20 protein-coding genes and 1 riboswitch are annotated in these 23,496 nt (G+C 36.8%); of the genes, 13 read left to right on the forward strand and 7 right to left on the reverse strand.

The window, feature by feature from the left end; all coding sequences use genetic code 11:
• Positions 1-55: 55 nt before the first annotated feature.
• From ACVWY7_RS17025 to ACVWY7_RS17035, 3 genes are all read right to left on the reverse strand, one after another.
• Positions 56-247, reverse strand: a complete 192-nt coding sequence (locus ACVWY7_RS17025; RefSeq protein ID WP_000544089.1) for a DUF3926 domain-containing protein — start codon at positions 245-247, stop codon at positions 56-58.
• Positions 240-1,421 (reverse strand): ArsA family ATPase, encoded by a 1,182-nt coding sequence (locus ACVWY7_RS17030; protein WP_003296638.1) that lies wholly within the window; start codon positions 1,419-1,421, stop codon positions 240-242. The genes ACVWY7_RS17025 and ACVWY7_RS17030 overlap by 8 nt, the downstream gene beginning before the upstream one ends.
• Positions 1,422-1,497: 76 nt before the next feature.
• On the reverse strand, positions 1,498-1,980 hold the full coding sequence (locus ACVWY7_RS17035; protein WP_048567195.1) for a MarR family winged helix-turn-helix transcriptional regulator: 483 nt from the start codon (positions 1,978-1,980) through the stop codon (positions 1,498-1,500).
• Between the two features lie 231 nt (positions 1,981-2,211).
• Here ACVWY7_RS17035 and ACVWY7_RS17040 point away from each other — a divergent pair, with 231 nt between their 5' ends.
• From ACVWY7_RS17040 to ACVWY7_RS17085, 10 genes are all read left to right on the forward strand, one after another.
• The gene (locus ACVWY7_RS17040) at positions 2,212-2,448 is read left to right on the forward strand and encodes a YiaA/YiaB family inner membrane protein (protein WP_001254394.1); all 237 of its coding nucleotides are present in this window, start codon (positions 2,212-2,214) and stop codon (positions 2,446-2,448) included.
• 141 nt (positions 2,449-2,589) lie between these two features.
• Positions 2,590-2,880, forward strand: a complete 291-nt coding sequence (gatC, locus tag ACVWY7_RS17045) for an Asp-tRNA(Asn)/Glu-tRNA(Gln) amidotransferase subunit GatC (protein ID WP_000086999.1) — start codon at positions 2,590-2,592, stop codon at positions 2,878-2,880.
• Positions 2,881-2,895: 15 nt separating this feature from the next.
• Positions 2,896-4,353 (forward strand): Asp-tRNA(Asn)/Glu-tRNA(Gln) amidotransferase subunit GatA, encoded by a 1,458-nt coding sequence (gene gatA, locus ACVWY7_RS17050; protein WP_000051434.1) that lies wholly within the window; start codon positions 2,896-2,898, stop codon positions 4,351-4,353.
• A 14-nt stretch (positions 4,354-4,367) separates the two neighbouring features.
• Positions 4,368-5,795 carry an Asp-tRNA(Asn)/Glu-tRNA(Gln) amidotransferase subunit GatB gene (gene gatB, locus ACVWY7_RS17055; RefSeq protein ID WP_001047678.1) on the forward strand — a complete coding sequence of 476 codons (1,428 nt, stop codon included), beginning with the start codon at positions 4,368-4,370 and terminating at the stop codon, positions 5,793-5,795.
• A 471-nt stretch (positions 5,796-6,266) separates the two neighbouring features.
• The gene (locus ACVWY7_RS17060) at positions 6,267-7,172 is read left to right on the forward strand and encodes a diacylglycerol kinase (RefSeq protein ID WP_000977678.1); all 906 of its coding nucleotides are present in this window, start codon (positions 6,267-6,269) and stop codon (positions 7,170-7,172) included.
• A 139-nt stretch (positions 7,173-7,311) separates the two neighbouring features.
• On the forward strand, positions 7,312-8,055 hold the full coding sequence (locus ACVWY7_RS17065) for an HAD family hydrolase (protein WP_000416629.1): 744 nt from the start codon (positions 7,312-7,314) through the stop codon (positions 8,053-8,055).
• A gap of 154 nt (positions 8,056-8,209) precedes the next feature.
• Entirely contained in the window at positions 8,210-9,574 is a 1,365-nt protein-coding gene (gene gabT, locus ACVWY7_RS17070) for a 4-aminobutyrate--2-oxoglutarate transaminase (protein WP_073523249.1), read from the forward strand.
• 116 nt (positions 9,575-9,690) lie between these two features.
• Positions 9,691-11,058 carry a sigma-54 interaction domain-containing protein gene (locus ACVWY7_RS17075; RefSeq protein WP_073523247.1) on the forward strand — a complete coding sequence of 456 codons (1,368 nt, stop codon included), beginning with the start codon at positions 9,691-9,693 and terminating at the stop codon, positions 11,056-11,058.
• Entirely contained in the window at positions 11,051-12,502 is a 1,452-nt protein-coding gene (gene gabD / locus ACVWY7_RS17080) for an NADP-dependent succinate-semialdehyde dehydrogenase (RefSeq protein ID WP_000358103.1), read from the forward strand. The genes ACVWY7_RS17075 and gabD overlap by 8 nt, the downstream gene beginning before the upstream one ends.
• 47 nt (positions 12,503-12,549) lie before the next feature.
• Complete coding sequence (locus tag ACVWY7_RS17085) at positions 12,550-12,873, forward strand: DMT family transporter (RefSeq protein ID WP_073523241.1); 324 nt, start codon at positions 12,550-12,552, stop codon at positions 12,871-12,873.
• Positions 12,874-13,097: 224 nt separating this feature from the next.
• On the opposite strand, the gene ACVWY7_RS17090 is transcribed toward ACVWY7_RS17085, so the two are convergent.
• The 4 genes from ACVWY7_RS17090 to ACVWY7_RS17105 form a co-directional block, all read right to left on the reverse strand.
• Positions 13,098-14,327, reverse strand: a complete 1,230-nt coding sequence (locus ACVWY7_RS17090; RefSeq protein ID WP_000007344.1) for an aminopeptidase — start codon at positions 14,325-14,327, stop codon at positions 13,098-13,100.
• 116 nt (positions 14,328-14,443) lie between these two features.
• Positions 14,444-15,526, reverse strand: coding sequence for a polysaccharide deacetylase family protein (locus tag ACVWY7_RS17095; protein ID WP_456523869.1), 1,083 nt, complete (start codon positions 15,524-15,526; stop codon positions 14,444-14,446).
• A 151-nt stretch (positions 15,527-15,677) separates the two neighbouring features.
• The gene (locus ACVWY7_RS17100; RefSeq protein ID WP_000760999.1) at positions 15,678-16,781 is read right to left on the reverse strand and encodes a polysaccharide deacetylase family protein; all 1,104 of its coding nucleotides are present in this window, start codon (positions 16,779-16,781) and stop codon (positions 15,678-15,680) included.
• A gap of 274 nt (positions 16,782-17,055) precedes the next feature.
• Complete coding sequence (locus ACVWY7_RS17105; RefSeq protein WP_001200504.1) at positions 17,056-18,252, reverse strand: NupC/NupG family nucleoside CNT transporter; 1,197 nt, start codon at positions 18,250-18,252, stop codon at positions 17,056-17,058.
• Positions 18,253-18,454: 202 nt separating this feature from the next.
• Positions 18,455-18,556, reverse strand: a riboswitch (purine riboswitch).
• 121 nt (positions 18,557-18,677) lie between these two features.
• On the opposite strand from ACVWY7_RS17105, the gene rlmD reads away from it, so the two are divergent.
• The 3 genes from rlmD (at position 18,678) to ACVWY7_RS17120 (ending at position 23,475) form a co-directional block, all read left to right on the forward strand.
• Positions 18,678-20,054 carry a 23S rRNA (uracil(1939)-C(5))-methyltransferase RlmD gene (rlmD, locus tag ACVWY7_RS17110; RefSeq protein ID WP_000105054.1) on the forward strand — a complete coding sequence of 459 codons (1,377 nt, stop codon included), beginning with the start codon at positions 18,678-18,680 and terminating at the stop codon, positions 20,052-20,054.
• Positions 20,055-20,150: 96 nt separating this feature from the next.
• Positions 20,151-21,140 carry a tRNA dihydrouridine synthase gene (locus tag ACVWY7_RS17115; protein WP_073523238.1) on the forward strand — a complete coding sequence of 330 codons (990 nt, stop codon included), beginning with the start codon at positions 20,151-20,153 and terminating at the stop codon, positions 21,138-21,140.
• A 316-nt stretch (positions 21,141-21,456) separates the two neighbouring features.
• A complete protein-coding gene (locus ACVWY7_RS17120) occupies positions 21,457-23,475 on the forward strand; it encodes an ATP-binding protein (RefSeq protein ID WP_456523870.1) in 2,019 nt (672 codons plus the stop codon).
• The last annotated feature ends 21 nt before the right edge of the window (positions 23,476-23,496 follow it).

Here is a 23,496-nt window from a genome sequence, read left to right on the forward strand (position 1 = left end):
ACCTCACTCCAATATGGAGATAGAAAGCCTAAAAAGGCCCTCTATCCAGAGATATTCATTCGATTATAATATTTTTTAAATTATTTTTATGATGCCCTTGTTCGTTCGGATAAGAAGATAGCTCCTCTTGTAAAATATTTAGCATTTGCTTAGCTGATTGCTGGATTGGGGCAGGTAACTCTTCTAATATATGCATACCGACTTTTATTTTTGTACGGATTATCTTCCTTAGTAGTTCTTCATGCATGCACGACACCTCCAAAACGAATGTTTAGTACGTCCTCTTCAAACTTAGCCCCTTGAATAGAAAGGTGCGTTAATGTTTTTGGTAATGTGATGTTCCGTTTAACAGAACCCGCGCGAATGATAAGCTCATCACCTTTTTGATTTAATGTGAGCTCACTTTTATTTGAGAAGGGAATGGACAGAACGAAAATATATTCATTGCCATCTTTTTTTACATATTGTGTGCGGCCGTTAAATTTCACTTCAGTAGGACAATGTTCAGTTTTAAATAAAGCATCTCCTACACGCTCTAACATAGGCAAACCAACAACTTCTTGTTCAAACATTGGTGCTTCGTAAATAGGAAGTGGATCAAAACTATCTTGAATTAATGTTTTATATTTCTTTTGGGTATCTTTCCATGCTTGAAAATAAGGATCGGTGACAGTGTTAGGAATGACGCGGTTGATCATAATAGCATCTACGTTATAATCGTACAAATTTAAATACGTAAAGCTGCGCTGTGCTTCTTTAATGACCATTTTTTCAGGATTTACAACGATGCGGATACTTGTTACTTCTCGGTTTGATAAAATATCTCTCATTTCTCCGAGCTGTTCAAGTGTATTTGTTAATTCGTCCATAATATCATCGGTTGGAAGGGGCACACCAAGAAGTGGTTGAGCTACAGGGCGAACAACTTTTAAAACTTTTCTTTTAATAGGAAAGAGTTTTTCCATCCACCAGCCGAGCATGTCTGGAAAGCTGAGCATTGCTAACGTTTCCCCAGTTGGAGCGCAATCAATGATAATAACATCATATGTGTTTTGTTTATAATAATCGAGTACGCGAAGTAAGCTAATTAAATCTTCCATACCAGGAAACATCGTTAATTCTTCTGTTGTAATATCATCAGCTGCTTTGGAAGTGAAGAGTAGTGTAATATATTTCTGTAACTTTCCCCAGCCTTTTTCCATTTCATAAATTGTATTAATTTCTTGTGCCCACAAATTTTCACGAATTTCTAATGGCTCAGAAGATAGTTTTACACCAAATGAATCTCCTAAACTATGAGCTGGATCTGTACTCATTACTAAAGTTTTTAATCCTTGTTTTGCGCTTTGAATTGCTGTTGCTGCTGAAATGCTAGTTTTTCCTACGCCACCTTTACCTGTATACAAAATAATTCTCATCATTCATATCCCCTTTGTTTCGAATATCGAATATTACGAGTGTCGAAATAAATGATTGAATAAAAACCCAACTAGGGTTTTATTCAATCGGAATGTTTTTCATTTTAGGTGTAGAAACCTTTTCTTCTGTTTTTTGCTGTGACGTAGCAATGTGATTCATAATCTTTTGGAAGATTTGTAGTAAAAATGCTTTTTCTTCTTCTGATAATGCTTCCGTCACTAAGTTAAAGTAATGGGCTGCATTTTGTTTCACTTCTTGAACAAGCGTTACACCGTTTTCTGTTAAACGAATTAATACAATACGTCGGTCGTTTTCAGCACGGTAGCGTTCAATATAACCCTTTTTTACAAGGCGATTTACAACGCCTGTCGTCGTACTCATCGGTATATCAAGAAGATCAGCAATTTTTGTCATTGTAATATCCGTATTTCGCTCCATCCAAAGTAAACAAAATACTTCAGTTTTAGAAAGTGTTAAATCGAGGCTTACCCATTCTTCAGGATAAAAAAGTTTCTTGGCGTTATCTAGCAGTAAGTCTAAAAAATGTTCGTATTGCAACAATTAATTCCACTCCCGTATATTTCGAGATTCGTAATATTTGTTTTTATTTTATGTAGAATTGAAATAAATGTCAATGGTTTTAATTGTTTTTTCTGATTAGGCAGAAAATTCACCTTGAAATATTATTCTTTTATGAAAGATTTATAAATATAAAAATAGAATTTACATAAAAATTCATCATAGTAAATATACTTATCTATAATAGATGTACAGCTAACGAGGGGGAGAACGATGAGAAGACGTAATACGCAAGCGTTCACGTTTTTAGCATGGACTTCATTTGTTTGCGCGCTTTCAGGTATGCTAATTGGAATTTATACGCTAGATGAAACGCTTAGTGTAAAAGGATACTATTTAATTGGAACACTATTTTTAACGATGTCTTGTTTTGTATTACAAAAAACAATTCGTGATAATGAAGAAGATAACGAGAGATTTCCGAAAAATAAACCGTCAGATAAAGAGTAAATCGTAAAGAAAGGCGTTTGCCTTTCTTTTTTTATGTAAAAATGCTGTAAGTGCCGTGTGTTGACTTGCTTGAAGTACTGAAAATTTGGTATCATCAATAGTATTGTAGATTGAACGATATATTATGGAGGTGGCCTAGCCGTGTCAAGAATTTCCGTTGAGAATGTAAAGCACGTAGCACATTTAGCACGTCTTGCAATTACTGATCAAGAAGCAGAAAAATTTCAAAAACAACTAGATGCAATTGTTACATTTGCAGAACAGTTAAATGAATTAGATACAACAGATGTAAAGCCAACAACTCATGTATTAACTATGAAAAATGTTATGCGTGAAGATGTACCAGAAAAAGGTTTACCAGTTGAAGAAGTATTAAAAAATGCACCGGATCACAAAGATAATCAAATCCGTGTTCCAGCAGTATTAGAATAGAGGAGGGGAATTTCGATGTCATTATTTGATCATTCAGTATCAGAGTTACATAAGAAATTAAACAACAAAGAAATTTCCGTTACGGATTTAGTAGAAGAATCTTACAAACGTATTGCGGATGTTGAAGATAACGTAAAAGCTTTTCTTACATTAGATGAAGAAAACGCACGCGCGAAAGCGAAAGAATTAGACGCGAAAATTGGCGCTGAAGATAATGGTTTATTATTCGGTATGCCAATTGGTGTTAAAGATAACATTGTAACTAACGGTCTTCGTACAACTTGTGCGAGCAAAATATTAGCAAACTTCGATCCAATTTATGATGCGACAGTTGTGCAAAAGCTAAAAGCTGCTGACACAATTACAATCGGTAAATTAAATATGGATGAGTTCGCAATGGGTTCTTCAAATGAAAACTCAGGTTTCTACGCTACGAAAAACCCATGGAACTTAGATTACGTTCCAGGCGGATCTAGTGGTGGTTCTGCAGCAGCTGTAGCAGCAGGAGAAGTATTATTCTCTCTAGGTTCTGATACGGGTGGTTCTATCCGTCAGCCAGCTGCATATTGCGGCGTTGTAGGTTTAAAACCAACTTACGGACGCGTATCTCGTTACGGATTAGTAGCATTTGCATCTTCACTTGACCAAATCGGACCGATTACACGTACAGTAGAAGATAATGCATACTTATTACAAGCTATTTCAGGCCTTGACCGTATGGATGCAACTTCTGCAAACGTTGAAGTAGGAAACTACTTAGCTGGCTTAACAGGTGACGTTAAAGGTTTACGCATTGCTGTACCGAAAGAATATTTAGGAGAAGGTGTTGGCGAAGAAGCTCGTGAGTCAGTACTAGCTGCTTTAAAAGTATTAGAAGGTATGGGCGCAACTTGGGAGGAAGTATCACTTCCACACTCTAAATACGCTCTAGCAACGTATTACTTACTATCTTCATCTGAAGCATCTGCTAACCTTTCACGCTTCGACGGCGTACGTTACGGTGTCCGTTCTGATAATGTAAATAATTTATTAGATCTATACAAAAACACACGTAGCGAAGGTTTCGGAGATGAAGTTAAACGTCGTATTATGCTTGGTACATTTGCACTTAGCTCTGGTTACTATGATGCATATTACAAAAAAGCACAACAAGTACGTACATTAATTAAAAACGACTTTGAAAATGTATTTGCTAACTATGATGTTATTATTGGACCAACAACGCCAACTCCGGCATTTAAAGTGGGCGAAAAAGTTGATGATCCAATGACAATGTATGCAAATGACATTTTAACAATCCCAGTAAACTTAGCTGGTGTTCCAGCGATTTCTGTTCCATGTGGATTCGGTGCTAACAACATGCCACTTGGTCTACAAATCATTGGTAAACACTTCGATGAAGCGACAATTTACCGCGTTGCACATGCGTTTGAGCAAGCAACAGACTATCATACAAAAAAAGCAAGTCTGTAAGGAGGCGAGCATAGATGAATTTAGAAACAATTATTGGTTTAGAGGTTCACGTTGAGTTAAAAACAAATTCGAAAATTTTCTCTGCGAGTCCAACAGAATTCGGAGCGGAGCCAAATACACAAACAAGTGTAATTGACTTAGGATACCCAGGGGTACTTCCTACTTTAAATAAAGAAGCAGTTAACTTTGCAATGAAAGCTGCAATGGCATTAAACTGTGAAATCGCAACGGAAACGAAGTTCGACCGTAAAAACTATTTCTACCCAGATAATCCGAAAGCTTACCAAATTTCTCAATTTGATAAGCCAATTGGTGAAAATGGCTGGATTGAAATCGAAGTAGACGGTAAAAAGAAACGTATCGGTATTACACGTCTTCATTTAGAAGAAGATGCTGGTAAATCAACGCATACAGCTGATGGTTCATTAGTAGACTACAACCGTCAAGGTATGCCTTTAATCGAGATCGTGTCTGAGCCAGATATGCGTACGCCAGAAGAAGCATATGCATACTTAGAGAAGTTAAAATCAATCATTCAATACACTGGCGTATCTGATTGTAAGATGGAAGAAGGTTCCTTGCGTTGTGATGCGAACATCTCTCTTCGTCCAGTTGGACAAGAGAAGTTCGGTACAAAAGCAGAACTGAAAAACTTAAACTCATTCACTTACGTACAAAAAGGTCTTGAGCATGAGCAAGTGCGTCAAGAAAAAGAATTATTATCTGGTGGTATCATCCAACAAGAAACACGTCGTTATGATGAAGCAACGAAGAAAACAATCTTAATGCGTGTAAAAGAAGGATCTGACGATTACCGTTACTTCCCAGAGCCAGACTTAGTTGAACTTTACATCGATGACGCGTGGAAAGAAGAAGTTCGCGCTTCTATTCCAGAACTTCCAGACGCACGTAAAGCCCGCTACGTTGCAGAAATTGGCTTACCGGCTTATGATGCACATGTATTAACATTAACGAAAGAGATGTCTGATTTCTTTGAAGCAGCAATTGCAGATGGAGCAGATGCGAAATTAACATCAAACTGGTTAATGGGTGAAGTGCTTGCGTACTTAAACAAACAACAAAAAGAATTAAAAGATGTTGCATTAACGCCTGCTGGTTTATCTAAAATGGTTCAATTAATTGAAAAAGGTACAATTTCTTCTAAAATTGCGAAGAAAGTATTTAACGAATTAATTGAAAAAGGTGGAGACCCAGAAGAAATCGTTAAAGCGAAAGGTCTTGTTCAAATTTCTGACGAGGGTACACTTCGTAAAGTTGTAACAGAAATTCTTGATAATAATGAACAATCTATCGAAGACTTTAAAAACGGTAAAGACCGTGCGATTGGCTTCTTAGTTGGTCAAATTATGAAAGCTACAAAAGGACAAGCAAATCCACCGCTAGTTAACAAAATCTTACTTGAAGAGATTAATAAGCGATAATAGTAGTAACTTTTAAAGATTAAGCAGAAAAACACCCGTACATGGGTGTTTTTCTAGGTTAATCAAACGTTTGTTTAAATGAGAGAAAATCATTTAAACAAACGTTTGATTAACTGTCAAAAGTGGAAAAATGTTTGTATAGCAACTATGGTATGATAGTTGCAAAAAGGTGGGAATAATGATAAATCTAGACATAGAGGTTTTTTTCATCTCATGAAATAATAGATAATTATTATTCGTTATATGTAAATTGTTGTGAGGAAATAGATGGACATAAATTTTTTTGTCAAATAAAACAAAACCATTGAAATGAATATTTACTTTTGATGGGCTACACGAATCGGGTTCTTACTGCCTGTTTGAGCGAGATAAAAGAAGGATAGGAAGATGAGAGGAGGTAGGCATGGGAATACTGAATAGAGGTTCGGTATGTTCTTTTTCTGTGCATAAAGAAATTTCCTGTGCTAATAAATGATGAAGCGAGCAAGAATTATTTATAATCCTACTTCTGGGCGTGAGCTATTTAAGAAGAGTTTACCAGAAGTATTACAAAAATTAGAACAAGCTGGATATGAGGCATCTTGTCATGCGACAACGGGTCCTGGCGACGCAACTGTGGCGGCGAGGCAAGCTGTAGAGCGTAAATTTGATGTTGTTATTGCGGCTGGTGGTGACGGCACGTTAAATGAAGTGGTGAACGGTTTAGTAGGGCATGAACATCGTCCAAAGTTTGGAATTATTCCAGTTGGAACGACAAATGACTTTGCACGTGCAATCGGTGTACCTCGTTCTATTGAAGAGGCAGCGGATATTATTTGTGAAGGAAAAACCGTGCCATTAGACCTTGGTAGAGCGAACGATACATATTTTATCAACATCGCTGGTGGCGGTCGTATTACAGAATTAACATACGAAGTACCGAGTAAGTTAAAGACAGTATTAGGACAGCTTGCTTATTACCTAAAAGGTATCGAGATGTTACCATCATTGCACCCAACATATGTTGAAATTGAGTATGATGGAAAATTACTACAAGAAGAAATTACGATGTTTTTAATTACGAATACTCGTTCAGTAGGCGGCTTTGAAAAGGTAGCACCATATGCATCAATTAACGATGGATTATTTGATTTATTAGTGCTGAAAAAAGGTTCTATTGCTGACTTAATTAAAGCAGCAACACAAGCGCAGCGTGGTGAACATATTAACAATCCAAAAGTACTATACACACAAGCTAACCGAATTAAAGTGCATTCACCAGACAAACTAATGATTAATTTAGATGGTGAATACGGTGGAGATGCACCGATGGAATTCGAAAATATATATCATTGTCTGGAACTATTTGTTCCTGAACATCAAGAGGATGCCCTGTAAAGGCATCCTTTTTATTATATAGAGGAATTGTAAATTGGAAGTTAGTTTGATTTTCATGGTATTTTTACAATTCGTTTATTTTATATCCATACTTTATTGATACACTGGAGGAGATAAGAGACGAGAGGTAGGGTGTGCTATGGAGAAGGTAAAAGCAATACTATTTGATAAAGATGGGACATTAATGGATTTTCATTCAATTTGGATAAAAGTAGCTGAAGAACTTGTGGCGGAATGTATCGACTTATATGAACTGCCAAAGTCAATGCAGCCTACTTTATTAAAAGAGATCGGCGTGGAGGGTGTGTTTGTGAACCCTCGTAGCGCAATAGCGGCAGGAACAAGCCTTGATGTTGCAAAGGGGCTTTGTAAGTATATTACGTCATCTAAGGAAGAGGAGATGCATGAGTGGGTAAGTGGAAAATTATTTTCCCTTATGTATGAGCACCGTTCCTATATGAAAATGACGGCAGATTTACCGAGAATTTTACAAAGTTTAAAGGATAGAGGATTTATTTTAGGTGTTGTGACAGCTGATGATTTCGCACCGACAGAATTATTTTTAAAACAGTATCAATTAGAGTCTTTCTTTGATTATGTTGTAGCTTCAGATACATTTCCGGCACAAAAACCAGATAAAAGAATTGTAGAATCCTTCTGTGATAGGTTTCATTTAGATGCATGTGAAGTAGCGGTCGTTGGGGATACGCCAACTGATTTACATTTAGCTAAAAACGGTGATTGCTTTGCAATTGGAGTACTATCTGGTACAGGAGATCGTCAAACGTTAGAACCACTTGCGGATTTAGTAGTACAATCTGTTGGGGATTTTATTTCTCATTCAGGTGAGTTTATTTGGGAACGAGGAAAGTCTAGTGTGTAAGAAAAATAAGTCTATAAAGACTCTTAATGAGTCTTTATAGACTTATTTTTTATGGCGAAATAGAAGGTATGTAGGATGAATACTGAAGAAGAATGTTGGCATACATTTTGCAATGAAAAGAGAAAACAATGTAAAGAAAAGGATGGGGTACGTAATGAACACAAAAAAATTTGCTAAAGTAAATGAACAAATTCCTGGACCGAAAGCAGCGTCTTTACTAGAACGCCGCCAAAATATAGTACCAAAAGGAGTAAGTAACGGCATCCCAACGTTTGTACAATCTGCAAATGGTGCTCTTGTAACAGATGTTGATGGCAATCAGTACATTGATTTCGCTGGAGCGATAGGAACAATTAACGTAGGGCATTGTCACCCAGCTGTTAAAGAAGCGCTCCATAAACAAGTAGATCAATACATCCATACTGGCTTTAATGTCATGATGTATGAGCCATATATTGAATTAGCAGAAAAACTTGCGGCATTAGCGCCAGGAAGTTTTGATAAGCAAGTACTATTTTTAAATAGTGGTGCAGAAGCAGTTGAGAATGCGGTAAAAATCGCTCGTAAATATACAAAAAGACCTGGCATTATCGCGTTTTCTAAAGGTTTCCACGGACGTACATTAATGACAATGACGATGACAAGTAAAGTAAAACCATATAAATTTGGATTTGGCCCATTTGCTTCAGAAGTATATAAAGCGCCATTCCCGTATGAATATCGTCGCCCAGAAGGGTTAACTGAAGAGCAGTATGATGACTTTATGATTGAAGAGTTTAAAAATTTCTTCATATCAGAAGTAGCACCAGAAACGATTGCAGCCGTTGTAATGGAACCTGTTCAAGGGGAAGGTGGATTTATCGTCCCAAGTAAGAAGTTTGTGCAAGAAGTACGCAATATTTGTTCAGAACACGGCATCTTATTTGTAGCGGATGAAATTCAAACTGGATTTAGCCGTACAGGAAAATATTTTGCCATTGATCATTATGATGTCGTTCCGGATTTAATTACGGTATCTAAATCATTAGGTGCTGGTGTACCGATTAGTGGTGTTATTGGGCGCAAGGAAATTATGAATGAGTCTGCACCAGGAGAACTTGGTGGAACGTATGCAGGAAGCCCGCTAGGATGTGCGGCAGCATTAGCAGTACTTGATGTAATAGAAAAAGAGAATTTAAATGATAGAGCGATAGAATTAGGAAAAGTTGTAATGAACCGATTCGAAGAGATGAAAAATAAATATAATTGCATCGGTGATGTGCGCGGTTTAGGAGCAATGTGTGCATTCGAGCTCGTTCAAGACCGTAAGACGAAAGCACCTGATAAAACGTTAACAGCTAATTTGTGCACAGAAGCAAACAAACGCGGCTTACTTCTACTATCAGCAGGAACATACGGTAATGTTATTCGTGTGCTAATGCCATTAGTGATTACAGATGAGCAACTGGAAGAAGGATTAACAATCATTGAAGAATCGTTGCAAGCCTGTTATGAGAAAGCAAATATTGCTCGTGTTTAAAAGTTAAATAAGAAAACAGCAAACATTCTAGCTGACTCTATATAAAATGCAGAAAATTCACTTTATAATAAAGGTAGTGAAGTGAATCGATGGATTGGAAGTTAGGGGTGGCTAGGATGGTTGCAGAAAAGGAACGAGTGTTAATGGATTTACAAGATGTATTTGAATATGCGTTTGACGAAATTTTTGTGACTGACGAAAAGGGAATCGTTGTGCGTGTAAATAGTACATGTGAAAGGCACTATCAATTAGCTGCTAAAGAGTTAGTGGGTAAGCATGTAAAAGAATTGCAGAAGGATGGGATCTTTTATCCATCAGCAACGTTAGAAGTAATTGAAAAAAAGAGACCGATTGAACTCGTTCAAACGACAAAATCAGGAGAGTATTTACACGTTCGTACAAGGCCTGTTTTTGATGATGAGGGGAATTTAAGAAGGGTAATTAGTTACTCTCGTGATCTTACAGAACTCTATCAATTACGTCAAAAGGTAGAAGAAATGGATAATCAGTTAAAAACATATAAAAAAGAATTAAGAGAAACATATGAACATGAAGGACTTATTTTTAAAAGTATCGCTATGCAAAAAATAGTCGAGACAATCAAGAAAGTATCCGTGGTAGATAGTACTGTTCTCATTTTAGGTGAGACAGGAGTAGGGAAGAGTCGATTGGTGCGTCATTTACATGAAATGAGTAACCGGAAGAATGAAAGTTTCTATGAAATTAACTGTGCGGCATTGCCAACGAATTTAATTGAATCAGAGCTTTTTGGGTACTCAGGCGGATCTTTTACAGGTGCGAATCGTGAAGGGAAAAAGGGATTATTAGAATCAGCTCATAAAGGAACTCTTTTTTTAGATGAAATTGGTGAAATGCCACTTGAAATTCAAGCAAAGCTTTTGCAAGTGTTGCAAGAGAAAACGTTTCGCCCTATAGGCGGGAGAGAATTAAAAAAGGTGGACGTTAGGATTGTAGCGGCAACAAATAGAGATTTAAGTATGATGGTGAAACAAGGAACATTCCGGAAAGATCTATATTATCGTCTGAATGTCATTCCAATTTTAATTCCACCACTAAGGGAAAGAACCGAAGACATTTTGCCACTCATTTATCATTATTTACAACACTTTAACGAGAAATATGGCAGGAATGTAAAATTAGCGCCTAGTACATTGCAAATGTTTGTTGGTTACCCGTGGGAAGGAAATAATAGAGAAATTGAAAATGTGATTGAGCGAATTGTTATAACTGCTGATGATATCGTTACGATAGAGGATTTGCCAATAGCGATGCAAGAATCAACGGTTGAACAATCGGGCCAAAGTCTTTATAAAATGTTAGAAGAAGTAGAACGGAATATTATTTTGAAAGCATATAAAACATATGGATCGAGTTATAAAGTAGCGGAGTTTTTAAAAATAAGTCAATCTGCTGCCACGAGAAAAATAAAGAAACTTATAGAGGAGGAAGAGAATATTGGATAAAAAAGCGACATTTGTAAATGTAGAGAAAAAGGCGATGTATATAAATGGTGAGTGGATTACATTGCAAGAACAAATCGAAGTAAATAATCCAGCAACGAAGGAAATATTTGCGACTGTACCAAAGGGCGGGGTAACAGAGGCAAAGCAAGCTGTTGACGCTGCGCATGAAGCTTTTAAATCATGGTCTAAGTTAACAGCAGCAGACCGTGCAGCGAAATTAAAAAAATGGTTCACACTGATTGATGAAAATAAAGAAGAGATTGCAGCAATTATGACGAAAGAACAAGGAAAGCCGTTTGCAGAAGCGCTTGGTGAAGTGAATTATGCAAATAGTTTTGTTGAATGGTATGCAGAAGAAGGAAAACGCGTATATGGTGAAATGATTCCTGCTTCTCATCCGAATAAACGTATTTTAGTTATGAAGCAACCAGTTGGCGTTATGGCAGCTATTACACCGTGGAACTTCCCGGCAGCGATGATTACGAGAAAGGTAGCCCCAGCGCTTGCAGCAGGATGTACAGCCGTTGTAAAACCTGCTAGTCAAACGCCATTAACTGCGTTAAAATTGGCTGAATTAGCTCATGAAGCGGACATTCCTAAAGGTGTAATAAACATTGTAACAGGTAGTGCGAAAGCAATTGCTGATACATGGATGGAAGATGGACGCGTTCGAAAAGTTTCCTTTACAGGATCAACGGAAATTGGGAAAGAGTTAATGGCTAGTGCTGCACAAACGATGAAAAAAGTTTCACTTGAGTTAGGTGGTCACGCACCGTTTATTGTTATGAATGATGCGGACTTAGATAAAGCAGTAGAAGCGGTGATTGGTTCGAAATTCCGTAACGCAGGACAAACATGTATATGTACAAACCGAGTATTTGTTCAGGAAGAAGTGTATGAAGCGTTTGTAGAGAAGTTCGAAAAGGCAGTGGGACAGTTGAAAGTAGGAGACGGTTTCGGTGACGGAACGACTGTAGGACCACTTATTGACGAGAATGCAGTTTCGAAAGTACAGGAGCATATCGAAGACGCTATTCAAAAGGGTGGAACAGTTTTATATGGTGGTCAAAAGGTTGCAGAGCTAGACGGACACTTTATGCAACCGACTGTAATTGGATTGGCGAATGATACGATGCTTTGTATGAATGAAGAAACATTTGGACCGGTTGCACCAGTTGCGAAATTTAAAACGGTTGAAGAAGTAATTGAGCGTGCAAATCATACGCCATATGGTTTAGCCGCGTACATTTTCACGAAAGATATTAGTCAAGCATTCCAAATTAGTGAAGCGTTAGAGTACGGTATTATCGGATTAAATGATGGCCTCCCATCAGTTGCACAAGCACCGTTCGGTGGGTTTAAAGAAAGCGGTATTGGCCGTGAAGGTGGTCATTTCGGTATCGAGGAATATTTAGAAATTAAATATATTTCATTAGGACTATAAGTAGTATACTAGAATCTCTATAAGGTAACAGAGAAGGAGATTCTAGTATGGTATATTGGCTATTATTACTCGTAACAATTATTTTTGAAGTAGCTGGAACAATTGCGATGAAATTATCAAATGGTTTAACAAAGCTCGTTCCAAGTGTACTTATTTTCGTATTTTATGGAATTTGTTTCAGCGTGTTCGCCATCGTTGTAAAAAAGATTCATTTAAGTATTGCTTATGCAATTTGGTCTAGTGTTGGGACGTTACTTATTACAATTATTAGTGTGTACTTTTTTAAAGAGCACATTAGCTTGTTCCAAGCATGTTGTATTCTTTTTATCGTGTTAGGAGTAATTGGACTTAAGGTGTCATCTGCATCATAAGTAGTAGTTTCGTTTTGTGACATTGCTTAGGGACGGTGCATTGGTAAATGAATTATATCGGCGATTTTTTGGATATATCGAACGTAACTCCAAATATATCAGCGGTTTTTAAAATATATCGACCGTAACTCAATTTATATCAGCGATTTTTGAAATATATCGATTTACCGACAAAAAATGACATAATAAAAGGAGGCTATCCCTGAGGATAGCCTCCTTTTATATTAAAATGCCCAATTACCTTTACGGAAGATTGGTTCATGTCTGCCATCAGCTGTAATACCGTCGATATCAAGCTCAGCTGATCCAATCATGAAGTCGTTGTGTGTAATACTAGTGTTTGCACCATTTTCAGCAAGTTCTTCTTTAGACATTGTTTTTCCGCCAACTAAGTTGAATGCATAAGCACTTCCGATTGCAAGGTGGCAAGATGCGTTTTCATCAAATAGCGTATTGTAGAATAAAATATTTGTATTTGAAATTGGTGAATCATGAGGTACTAAAGCCACTTCGCCTAAGAAGTGAGAACCTTCATCTGTTTCTACTAAATGTTTTAAAGCTTCTTCTCCAACTTCAGCTTTATAATCTACGATACGTCCGTTTTCAAATGTTAACGTGAAGTTATCGATAATGTTACCTGCAAATGCTAACGGTTTTGTGCTAGATACTTGGCCGTTTACACCTGTTTTAAGTGGCATTGTAAATACTTCTTCAGTTGGAATGTTCGCCATAAATGGTACATTCTTTTCATTTAAGCTACCAGCACCAGCCCATACATGCTTTTCTGGAAGTTCGATCGTTAAATCTGTTCCAGGACCTGTATAGTGAAGAGCTTTATAATGTTTTTCGTTTAAGTAATCAACTTTTGTATGTAACGTTTTATCGTGTTCTTTCCATGCTTCCACAGGATTTTCTAAATCAGCACGAGTCGCTTTGAAAATAGCATCCCATAGTTTTGCTTCTTGTTCTTCTGGTGCAGCGTCAGGGAATACTTTCGCAGCCCATTCTTTCGTAGGAACAGAAATGACACACCAGCTTACTTTATCAGCTTGTACGTAATCACGATATACTTTCATTGCTTCACCGGCTACTTTATGAGCTGTTGCAATACGCGTTGAATCCACACCTTTTAATAAATCAGGGTTTTCTGCATAAATAGACATAAATGCAGCGCCTTCTTTTGCTAATTCTTCACGAGCGTGTGCTTTCCAAGATGGGAACTCAGCGAATGCTTCTTCAGGAGCTAGATCGAACTTTAAGCGTGTTAACGTCTCATCATTCCAATCCACATATACGTGTTTTGCACCAGATTTATATGCTTTTTCTGTAACGAGACGTACAAATTGTACAGCTTCAAGAGGTGCACTGATTGATAATGTTTGCCCTGGTTGAATATTAACACCAACATTGACTGCAAGGGCAGCATATTTCTCTAACGTTTGTTCAAATGACATATGTATAATCTCCTTTAATTTGAAAGATTTCTTACTATATATAATACAAGAAAATTCGAAAAATATATATAAATATAGCATAAAAAGAGAGCTCAAAATATATTGAGCTCTCATCGTTATTTAATCGAAGAAGCAAATTGTTCTACGGTCGTCGTATGGTGTATGCGAACACGCTTCATTTTTAACAACTCATCGGGTTCACCTTTTGTAATGAATTTTCCAGGTTTTGTTGTTGTTGCGAACTGATAATATTTTTTCGTTTCTGCAACGACTTTATCATCTACGTGACCGAATGGATAGGCAACTGCGATAACGGGTTTACCTGTTATTTTTTCTAGCTTTTCTTTCGATTCCTTTAATTCTTCTTCATAGTTTGTAATCTTCGGCAAGTCCGCATGTGTTGCAGTATGAGATTGCATAGAGAAAATGCCGGAATCCACCATTTCTTTTATGTCAGATGTAGAAAGAGATCCTTCAGTATCAACATTATTAACAATCATATATTCTGTTGCCGCCGGTTTAAACGTATCGTCTTTTAGCTTTTGTAAAACATGAAATGCATTCATATTATTTTTCATACCATCATCAAATGTAACAAAGATAGGTTTATTTACTTTATTTATATCGCCCCAGCGTTCAAACATTAACAGTGTATAACCATTGTCCTTTAAATATTTCATTTGGGCTTCAAAGTTAGCGGGTGATACGAATAAGTCTTTAATACCTTGACCGTGATAATCATCGATTGCATGGTACATAAGAACGGGAACCTTTTGCTCGAAAGTAATAGCAGATTTTGTGAGTGGAATGGTTTTCCCATCTTCTTTTATGCCTATTGCTTCAATTTGGAACTCACCGCGTTTTCCTTCAAATTCTTTTATGTCAAAAGGAAGTGAAAATTGCTTTTCCTTTTCTTTAGAAGACAAAGATTTAGCAGTTTCCTTTCCATCAGCGGTACGCCAAATTTTATATTGTACCTCAGTTAAAGTATCTTTTATATCTGTCATGTGAATAGTAGTGTTAGTAGATTCATATGTAATTGGGTTATAAGAAATTTTCCCTTGTTCTTGTACGGTCACTTCTTGTTTCTTAGTCTCTTGAACCTTTTTCTCTTTTTTAGGCTCTTGACTTACATTGCTAGTAGTACAACCTGCTAGAATAGCAGATGTGCATAAAGCGATTGCTGCGTATTTTTTCATAAAATCACCTTCTATTGTGTATTATGTTGCATTCTTACATTTAAAATCCCCACCGCTGTAAGAGAGGTGGGGATATACCCTTGTTCATCATGTCATTTTAGTAATGAGATAGTTTTTTAATAGAGCCATTTCTACTGTTTTTTAGTAAAGTTTACTTTATAAGAGATATGAATTTTTCCATCGATGTATTAGGCCCTACAAAATGGCGTTTAATTAAGTACTGTTCGTTCGGCATCCCTTTTGTAATATGATTACCGTGATCAGTAGTTACTGCGAACTCATAGTATTTTTTTGTTTCTTCAACAGCTGGATCATTATAAGAACCTACTGGATAGGCGAGAGCGATGACCTTTTTACCAGTAAGAGCTTCAATTTTTTCTTTTGAACCACGTAATTCCTCATCATAATTATTGGAGTGAGCCATCATCGTATGATTAGCAGTATGGGATTGAATAGAGAAAATGCCGGAATCCATCATTTGCTTTATATCATCCGTTGATAGACGATTTGGTTTGTCTATCTCATTTGCAGTAAGGAATTCAGTGGCTGCAGGCTGGAATGTATCATCCTTTAATTTTTGTAAAATATGAAGAGCGTTCATATTATTTTTTCGACCATCATCCATTGTTATGAAAATAGGTTTATTTACACGGTTTATATCATTCCAACGTTCAAACGTAAGCATCGTATAACCGTTATCTTTCAAGTATTGCATATGCTTTTCAAATTGTTCAGGCGGTACGTATAAGCCATAATCTCCATCACTTGGCCCAGGATATTTTTCAATTGCATGGTACATTAAAACGGGTACATGTTGCTGGAATGTAATTTTAGATGTTACTAGATTTGTTTCAGTATTATCTTCTTTAATTCCTACTGTTTCAATTTGAAATTCGCCACGTTTTAAATGGAATGATTTTAAATGAAGTGGGAGGGCAAAATCACGCTCTTTTTCTTGTGAAGTGAAAGTTTGTTTGCTTTCAGGGCCATCAGCAGTACGCCAAATCGTATAACGTACTTCTTTAAACGAATCTCTTAAATCTTTTGTATAAATCGTGGTGTTTTGTGCGTTATATTCATACGGATCCCATGTAATAACTCCTTGCGTTAAAGGGAGTTCAACTGCTTTCGCTTTTTTTTGTTCAACTGCTTGTTTCGCCGTTGTTTCTTGTATTTGTTTATCACTAGTACTACTAGTGTTACAACCTACGAGAATAGCAGAAGAAAGTAAAGCGATATATGTATACTTTTTCATTCTATCATCCTTCTATTGTGATTTAATTATCATCACTTATGTTATGAAACAATCGTTCTTATAAGTGACACGAATCCAAATTTTTGATTTTAAAAATTTGAATTATACCCTTGTCCATCATATCACTATAGAATATATAGGGGAATATGTTTTTGGGATATTTAGGTAAAAATACCTTATTTTTTTCTGGTGTTATTTACATAAAAATACATATAGAAGATAAAAAACTCCACCCAAACTTCTTTTAGAAAAAGAGAAGTAAGGTGGAGTTTTTTTAAATAAACAATCCAGCGATTGTCGCAGATAAAATAGAAGCAAGTGTTGATGCAAATAGCATTTTCCAACCAAATTTCGATACGATGCTTCCTTGTTTCTCAGAAAGAGCACGAATTGTACCAACGATCGCACCAATTTGGCTAATACTTGCGAAGCTAATTAAGAATACTGTAACGATTCCAACTGTACGTGGAGATAATGTTGCTGCAACACCTTTTAAATCAAGGATTGCTACAAACTCGTTTAATACAATCTTCGTACCCATAATTCCGCCAGCTGGGATAATATCTTGAGCTGGAATACCCATTAAGAATGCGAATGGAGCAAGTACGTAACCAAAGATTTGTTGTAACGTAACGGCATGTCCCATTGCACCTGAAGCTGCGCTAATTACGTAGTTTACAACTTCCATCACACCGATGAAAGCGATCATTAATGCGGCAACGATACCTGCTACTTTTAAACCGTCAAGCGCACCGTTAATCATTGCACCGATAAAGCTATCCCCGAATACAGTTCGGTCAAATTTCTGAACTACTTCGTCTTCTTTTTTCGTATCAACAGGTGTTAATAACGAACAAACGATTAAGCTTGAGAATAAGTTTAATGGAAGAGCTGCTAATACATATTTTGCATCTAACATCATTACGTATGATGCTGTAACAGAAGCAGAAACTGAGCTCATCGCAGAACAACAAATGATAAACATACGGTTTTTGTTAAAATGCTGTAAATCATTTTTAATAACGATTAAAGCTTCACTTGAACCGAAGAATACAGAGTTTACTGCGTGGAATGATTCAACGCGTGGTAAACCAGTAACTTTTGAAATGGCACCGCCGACAACGCGAACGATGAATGGTAAAACACCTAAATAACTAAAGATAGAAAGTAGTGCTGAGAAAAATACGATAATTAATAATACGTTTAAGAAAAAGACAAAATCTCTTTGAATTCCATTAAAGAGAAAATCGACGCCTGTCGTACCAAGTTTAATTAGTTTGTTGAAAACTTTACTAATGAAGATGATAATTTGTTGACCAATTTTTGTGCCAAACATAAACCAACCGATTAAAATTTGGAAACCAATCATAATTGCAATTGCACGGAAGTTGATTTTACTTTTGTTGTTTGACAAAGCAAAACATAAACCTAAAACGACAAGAATACCGATAATGCTCATTACATATTGCATGTAGTTGCCCCTTTCAGAAGTTCGTATAAAGTTTGTACATAAAACGCTCGTTATATTACTAAAAATAAAACAAATAGGTTTTATGTCATACGTAAGATGTCTGACCTTTTAGAAAAATAAAAATAAAAAAAGACCCATATGGATTCACTTTCATCTATGAGAGAAAGCTAATCAATATGAGTCCTTTTTTGCACATAGGCTAATATTCATTAGTTTTCCCCATAGTCCAGCAATTTAAGGTTGCCGGGTAGAAACTCTCGATCCATATTATCGAGTATATATGAGGTAACATCGTCCGTATTAAATTAGTAGTAGCGTAACATTAACAGAGAACTATCGTCAATAGCTTTTTTTCTTCCAATAGAAATAGACCATATAAGTATGATAAAATGTAACGCAGTGTTATGAAAAAGAGAGGTCGGAAAATGAGTACAAAAATGACGCCACCAGTTGAAAAAAACGAGTTTATAGATGTAGTATTTGAAGATTTAACACATGATGGTGCCGGTGTTGCGAAAGTAAAAGGCTATCCTATTTTCGTTAAAAACGGATTACCAGGTGAAGAAGCGCAAATTAAAATTGTTAAAGTGAAGAAAAACTTCGCATTCGGTCGTTTAATGAAGCTTCATACAGAGAGCCCATATCGTAAAGATGCAGAATGTCCAGTGTACAATCAGTGCGGCGGTTGTCAGCTTCAGCATTTAACATATGAAGGACAATTACAAGCGAAAGAAAAACAAGTACGTGACGTTATGCAGCGTATTGGCGGATTAGGTGATGTTCCTGTTCATCCTGTACTTGGCATGAAGAATCCGTGGGTATACCGTAATAAAGCACAAGTACCAATTGGAGAACGTGAGGGCGGACTTGTAGCTGGTTTCTATCGTCAAGGAACGCATGACATTATTAATATGGAATCATGTTTAATTCAAGCAGAAGAAAACGATACGTTGATTCAAGAAGTAAAACGTATTTGTGAAAAACACGGTATTTCGGCGTACAACGAAGAGCGTAACAAAGGGACACTTCGTCACGTAATGGCTCGTTACGGACAAGTAACAGGGGAAATTATGCTTGTCTTCATTACTCGTACAGCAGAACTGCCAAACAAAAAAGCAATCATTGAAGAAATTGCTGCGAAATTCCCAGAAGTAAAATCAATTGTTCAAAACGTAAACCCGAAACGTACAAACGTAATTTTCGGAGACAAAACGACAGTACTGTACGGATCAGAATATATTTATGACTTTATCGGCGACATTAAGTTTGCGATTTCAGCACGTTCATTCTATCAAGTAAACCCAGAGCAAACGAAAGTGTTATATGATAAAACGTTAGAATACGCCAAATTAGATGGCAACGAAACAGTAATTGATGCCTATTGCGGAATTGGATCAATCTCCTTATTCCTAGCACAAAAAGCGAAAAAAGTATACGGCGTTGAAATTGTGCCAGAAGCAATCGAAGACGCGAAGCGTAACGCAGCGCTAAACGATATGACAAACGCTGAATTTGGCGTAGGAGAAGCGGAAGTAGTCATTCCAAAATGGTACAAAGAAGGCGTAATCGCTGACACAATGGTCGTAGATCCACCGCGTAAAGGTTGTGATGAGGCACTACTTAACACAATCATCGACATGAAACCAAAACGCGTCGTATACGTATCATGTAACCCAGCAACATTAGCACGTGACTTAAAAGTACTAGAAGAAGGCGGATATAAAACGCAGGAAGTACAACCTGTTGATATGTTCCCGCATACGACTCATGTAGAGTGTGTAGCTTGGCTTAAGTTGGTATAATAAAAAAGCAGTTGATATAGGAAAATCTATACCATCTGCTTTTTGGTTTATTGAGAGTTTGAAATTGTATTCATAGTGAGAGGATTTGAATTTGAAATGATAGATAATTTTTGGCGTGATTTACCACGACCATTTTTTGTACTTGCACCAATGGAAGATGTGACAGACGTTGTTTTTCGTCACGTAGTAAGTGAGGCTGGTCGTCCGGACGTATTCTTCACAGAGTTCACAAATTCGGATAGCTATTGTCATCCAGAAGGTATGAAAAGCGTACGTGGCCGTTTAATTTTTACAGAAGACGAACAGCCAATGGTGGCACATATTTGGGGAGATAATCCTGAATATTTCCGTCAAATGAGCATTGGTATGGCAGAGTTAGGATTTAAAGGTATTGATATTAATATGGGCTGTCCTGTACCGAACGTAGCATCAAGAGGAAAAGGGAGTGGCCTTATTCTACGTCCAAATGTTGCGGCAGAACTTATTCAAGCTGCAAAAGCAGGCGGACTACCTGTCAGCGTAAAAACACGACTTGGCTTTAAAGAGTTAAGCGAATGGGAAGATTGGTTAACGCACATTTTCAAACAAGATATTGCGAACCTTTCTATTCATTTACGCACAAGAGAAGAAATGAGCCAAGTAGATGCACACTGGGAGCTAATTCCGGAGATTAAAAAATTACGTGATCGTATTGCACCAAATACGCTCCTAACGATAAATGGAGACATCCCTGACCGTAAAACTGGGCTGGAACTTGCTGGAAAATACGGCATTGATGGCGTAATGATCGGACGAGGAATCTTTAAAAATCCATTTGCTTTCGAAAAAGAGCCAAGAGAGCATAGCAGTAAAGAACATCTTGATCTTTTAAGACTACAGCTGGATCTTCAAGATCAATATGCAGAAGTATTACCACGATCCATCACAGGACTACATCGCTTCTTCAAAATTTATGTAAAAGGATTCCCTGGGGCTGCTGAACTACGAAATCAATTGATGAGTACGAAGTCGACTGATGAAGTACGTGTATTGCTTGATAAGTTTGAGGCGAGTGTCGGTGAAACACAGGATAGTGAAACGTTGTAACTTTTGAAAGTTAGAGGGGCTGGAGTGTAGTAATTTTATTAGTGTAAGGTGAACCGTATCATAAGTAAGTGAGGTATTCTATATAAAACAAGGGTAAGAAAAGAATACAGGAGAAAATGGTAGGTTGATCTTGAATTTCACTGATATTAGCATGTTTATTTTATCCCGCTATTTGCGGGCAGTAAAACTCCCACCTCAAAATTTTGCTAGTGCAAAGAGGTTAGGTTGGATTCAGGCTGATAATAAGTGGGGGGATGAATCACCCCTCACTTATTAAAGTTGCACTTTATTACGCCTATAATTGGAGGCTATGCAAATGTTAAGTGATCAAACGAGATATTCTAGGCTCGCGAATATAACCAAAATAATAAATACAAAATTAGAATTACGTGAAGTATTGCAGCGTGTAACCATGGCGATATCAGAGGAGATTGTTAGGTGTGACGCTGTTGGAATTTATTTACCTGAAGAAGATGGAACATTTAGAGGGTTTGCAGGAAAACCAGAGACCATAAATGGCGTAACGCTCGATACTCAAGTAATTGACCCTGAAGTAGACTTACTGGCAAAAGAAGTTATTGAGACTAAAAAAACCATCTATATTCCTGATACCTCAAAGGATCATCGACCGGATCCGAGACCAGTCGATGCGTTCAAAATTAAGTCTTTATTAGCTCTGCCTATCTCATTTGGGCAAGAGTTATTTGGTCTTGTTTTTTTATTTGATTATGGAGTTCCAATGAACTTAACAGATTCAGAAATTCAAAGTGTTGAAGCTTATGTAAACATGGCAGCGGTCGCCATTCAAAACGCAAAAAATTTAACCCAAAAAGAAAATCTTATTGCCGAGAAGCAGCTATTACTAAATGTTACCCGTGATTTATCAATGTGTTCCTCAATACAGGAGAGTTTTGATAAATGCTTTTTTTACTTAGGACAGATTTTAGAGAGTAAAAACATGGCTGCCCACCTTTTAGATCCGCTAGACAAAACAACGATTAAGACAACGGAGTTAAGCTCGGGCTGTGATTGGATAGAAGCAGATTGGATGGAGAAAAGCTATGAAGCCAAGATTCAAGAGGTTATTCGAATAAAACATATAGATAGTAAGGGTTTACTGATGATTCCATTGGTTTCAATGGGAGAAGTATTAGGGGTAATCGTCGTTGGCAATGAGGAAAAAACTCCTAATTACGATGATTCCCGAGTTCAACTGGCAAAATCTATCGTTGATGCTACAGCCCCTACATTTTCAAACTTGTTATATATGGATCAACTTGAAAGCATGGTGGAAGAACGAACGAGAGAACTAGCTGCTGCTAATGAAAAAGTCACAAGTGTGATTGAAAGTATTACGGATGGATTCTTGACTTTGAATAATAAATGGGAATTTACGTATGTAAATAAACATCAACATTTCCCACAAAGAAAAACAGCAAAAGACGTATTAGGTAAGAATATATGGGAGGTCTTCCCAAGTAGCGTAGATACAGTTATATATAAGGAGCTTCATCGTGTAATGTCAGAGCGAACTACAGTTCATTTTGAATTTCTTTCTATATTTGATGAATATTGGCATGAAGTTATTGCATATCCGTATGATGATGGCATTTGTTGTATTTGTAAAAACATAACAGAAAAAAAGCAATATGAGCAGGAATTGAAAAGGTTATCCAACATAGAGTTAATAGGGCAAATGGCAGCAGGTATCAGCCACGAGATTAGAAATCCAATGACAACAATACGGGGATTTTTGCAGTTATTAAAAGAAGAGAATAACTATGAGAAACATAATAACTACTTTAATTTAATGGTTGAAGAACTTGACCGTGCCAATTCTATTATTACTGAATTTCTCTCAATAGGTAATACAAAGAAATCAGATTTGCAGATGTTAGATTTAAACTCAATTATCCACGATATTATTCCTTTAATAAAGATAGATACGCATAATCAAAATAAATATATTCAAGTCGATACAAATGACGTTCCAGCATTACTTTTAAATCGTAATGAGATAAGGCAATTATTAATGAACCTATACCGTAATGGCTTAGAAGCGATGAGTACAGGGAAAACTCTAACCATTAGCACCTATAAGGAAGGGCAAAATTGTGTGGTGCTTGCAGTGCGGGATGAAGGGAAAGGTATTAGCCCTGAAGTATTAGAGAAACTGGGGACTCCATTTTACACAACCAAAGAGAATGGAACAGGATTGGGATTAGGCGTATGTTATGCCATTGCTACCCGTCATAATGCAAAAATAGAAATTCAAACAGGATCGGAAGGCACTACCTTTTTTGTTAAATTTAATTATGAAAATAATAAAAAATAATCTTATTTAGATTAGTTACGG

The sequence above is a fragment of the Bacillus sp. TE9106W genome, assembly GCF_054062215.1.

Excerpts from the sequence above, each read along its gene's own strand:
- gatA (WP_000051434.1), top strand. The coding sequence starts at position 2,896 with ATGTCATTATTTGATCATTCAGTATCAGAGTTACATAAGAAATTAAAC.
- ACVWY7_RS17065 (WP_000416629.1), top strand. The coding sequence starts at position 7,312 with ATGGAGAAGGTAAAAGCAATACTATTTGATAAAGATGGGACATTAATG.
- ACVWY7_RS17095 (WP_456523869.1), bottom strand. The coding sequence starts at position 15,526 with ATGAAAAAATACGCAGCAATCGCTTTATGCACATCTGCTATTCTAGCA.
- ACVWY7_RS17105 (WP_001200504.1), bottom strand. The coding sequence starts at position 18,252 with ATGCAATATGTAATGAGCATTATCGGTATTCTTGTCGTTTTAGGTTTA.
- ACVWY7_RS17025 (WP_000544089.1), bottom strand. The coding sequence starts at position 247 with ATGCATGAAGAACTACTAAGGAAGATAATCCGTACAAAAATAAAAGTC.
- ACVWY7_RS17100 (WP_000760999.1), bottom strand. The coding sequence starts at position 16,781 with ATGAAAAAGTATACATATATCGCTTTACTTTCTTCTGCTATTCTCGTA.
- gatB (WP_001047678.1), top strand. The coding sequence starts at position 4,368 with ATGAATTTAGAAACAATTATTGGTTTAGAGGTTCACGTTGAGTTAAAA.
- ACVWY7_RS17120 (WP_456523870.1), top strand. The coding sequence starts at position 21,457 with ATGTTAAGTGATCAAACGAGATATTCTAGGCTCGCGAATATAACCAAA.
- ACVWY7_RS17060 (WP_000977678.1), top strand. The coding sequence starts at position 6,267 with ATGATGAAGCGAGCAAGAATTATTTATAATCCTACTTCTGGGCGTGAG.
- rlmD (WP_000105054.1), top strand. The coding sequence starts at position 18,678 with ATGAGTACAAAAATGACGCCACCAGTTGAAAAAAACGAGTTTATAGAT.
- gabT (WP_073523249.1), top strand. The coding sequence starts at position 8,210 with ATGAACACAAAAAAATTTGCTAAAGTAAATGAACAAATTCCTGGACCG.
- ACVWY7_RS17075 (WP_073523247.1), top strand. The coding sequence starts at position 9,691 with ATGGTTGCAGAAAAGGAACGAGTGTTAATGGATTTACAAGATGTATTT.
- ACVWY7_RS17040 (WP_001254394.1), top strand. The coding sequence starts at position 2,212 with ATGAGAAGACGTAATACGCAAGCGTTCACGTTTTTAGCATGGACTTCA.
- ACVWY7_RS17085 (WP_073523241.1), top strand. The coding sequence starts at position 12,550 with ATGGTATATTGGCTATTATTACTCGTAACAATTATTTTTGAAGTAGCT.
- ACVWY7_RS17030 (WP_003296638.1), bottom strand. The coding sequence starts at position 1,421 with ATGATGAGAATTATTTTGTATACAGGTAAAGGTGGCGTAGGAAAAACT.
- ACVWY7_RS17115 (WP_073523238.1), top strand. The coding sequence starts at position 20,151 with ATGATAGATAATTTTTGGCGTGATTTACCACGACCATTTTTTGTACTT.
- ACVWY7_RS17090 (WP_000007344.1), bottom strand. The coding sequence starts at position 14,327 with ATGTCATTTGAACAAACGTTAGAGAAATATGCTGCCCTTGCAGTCAAT.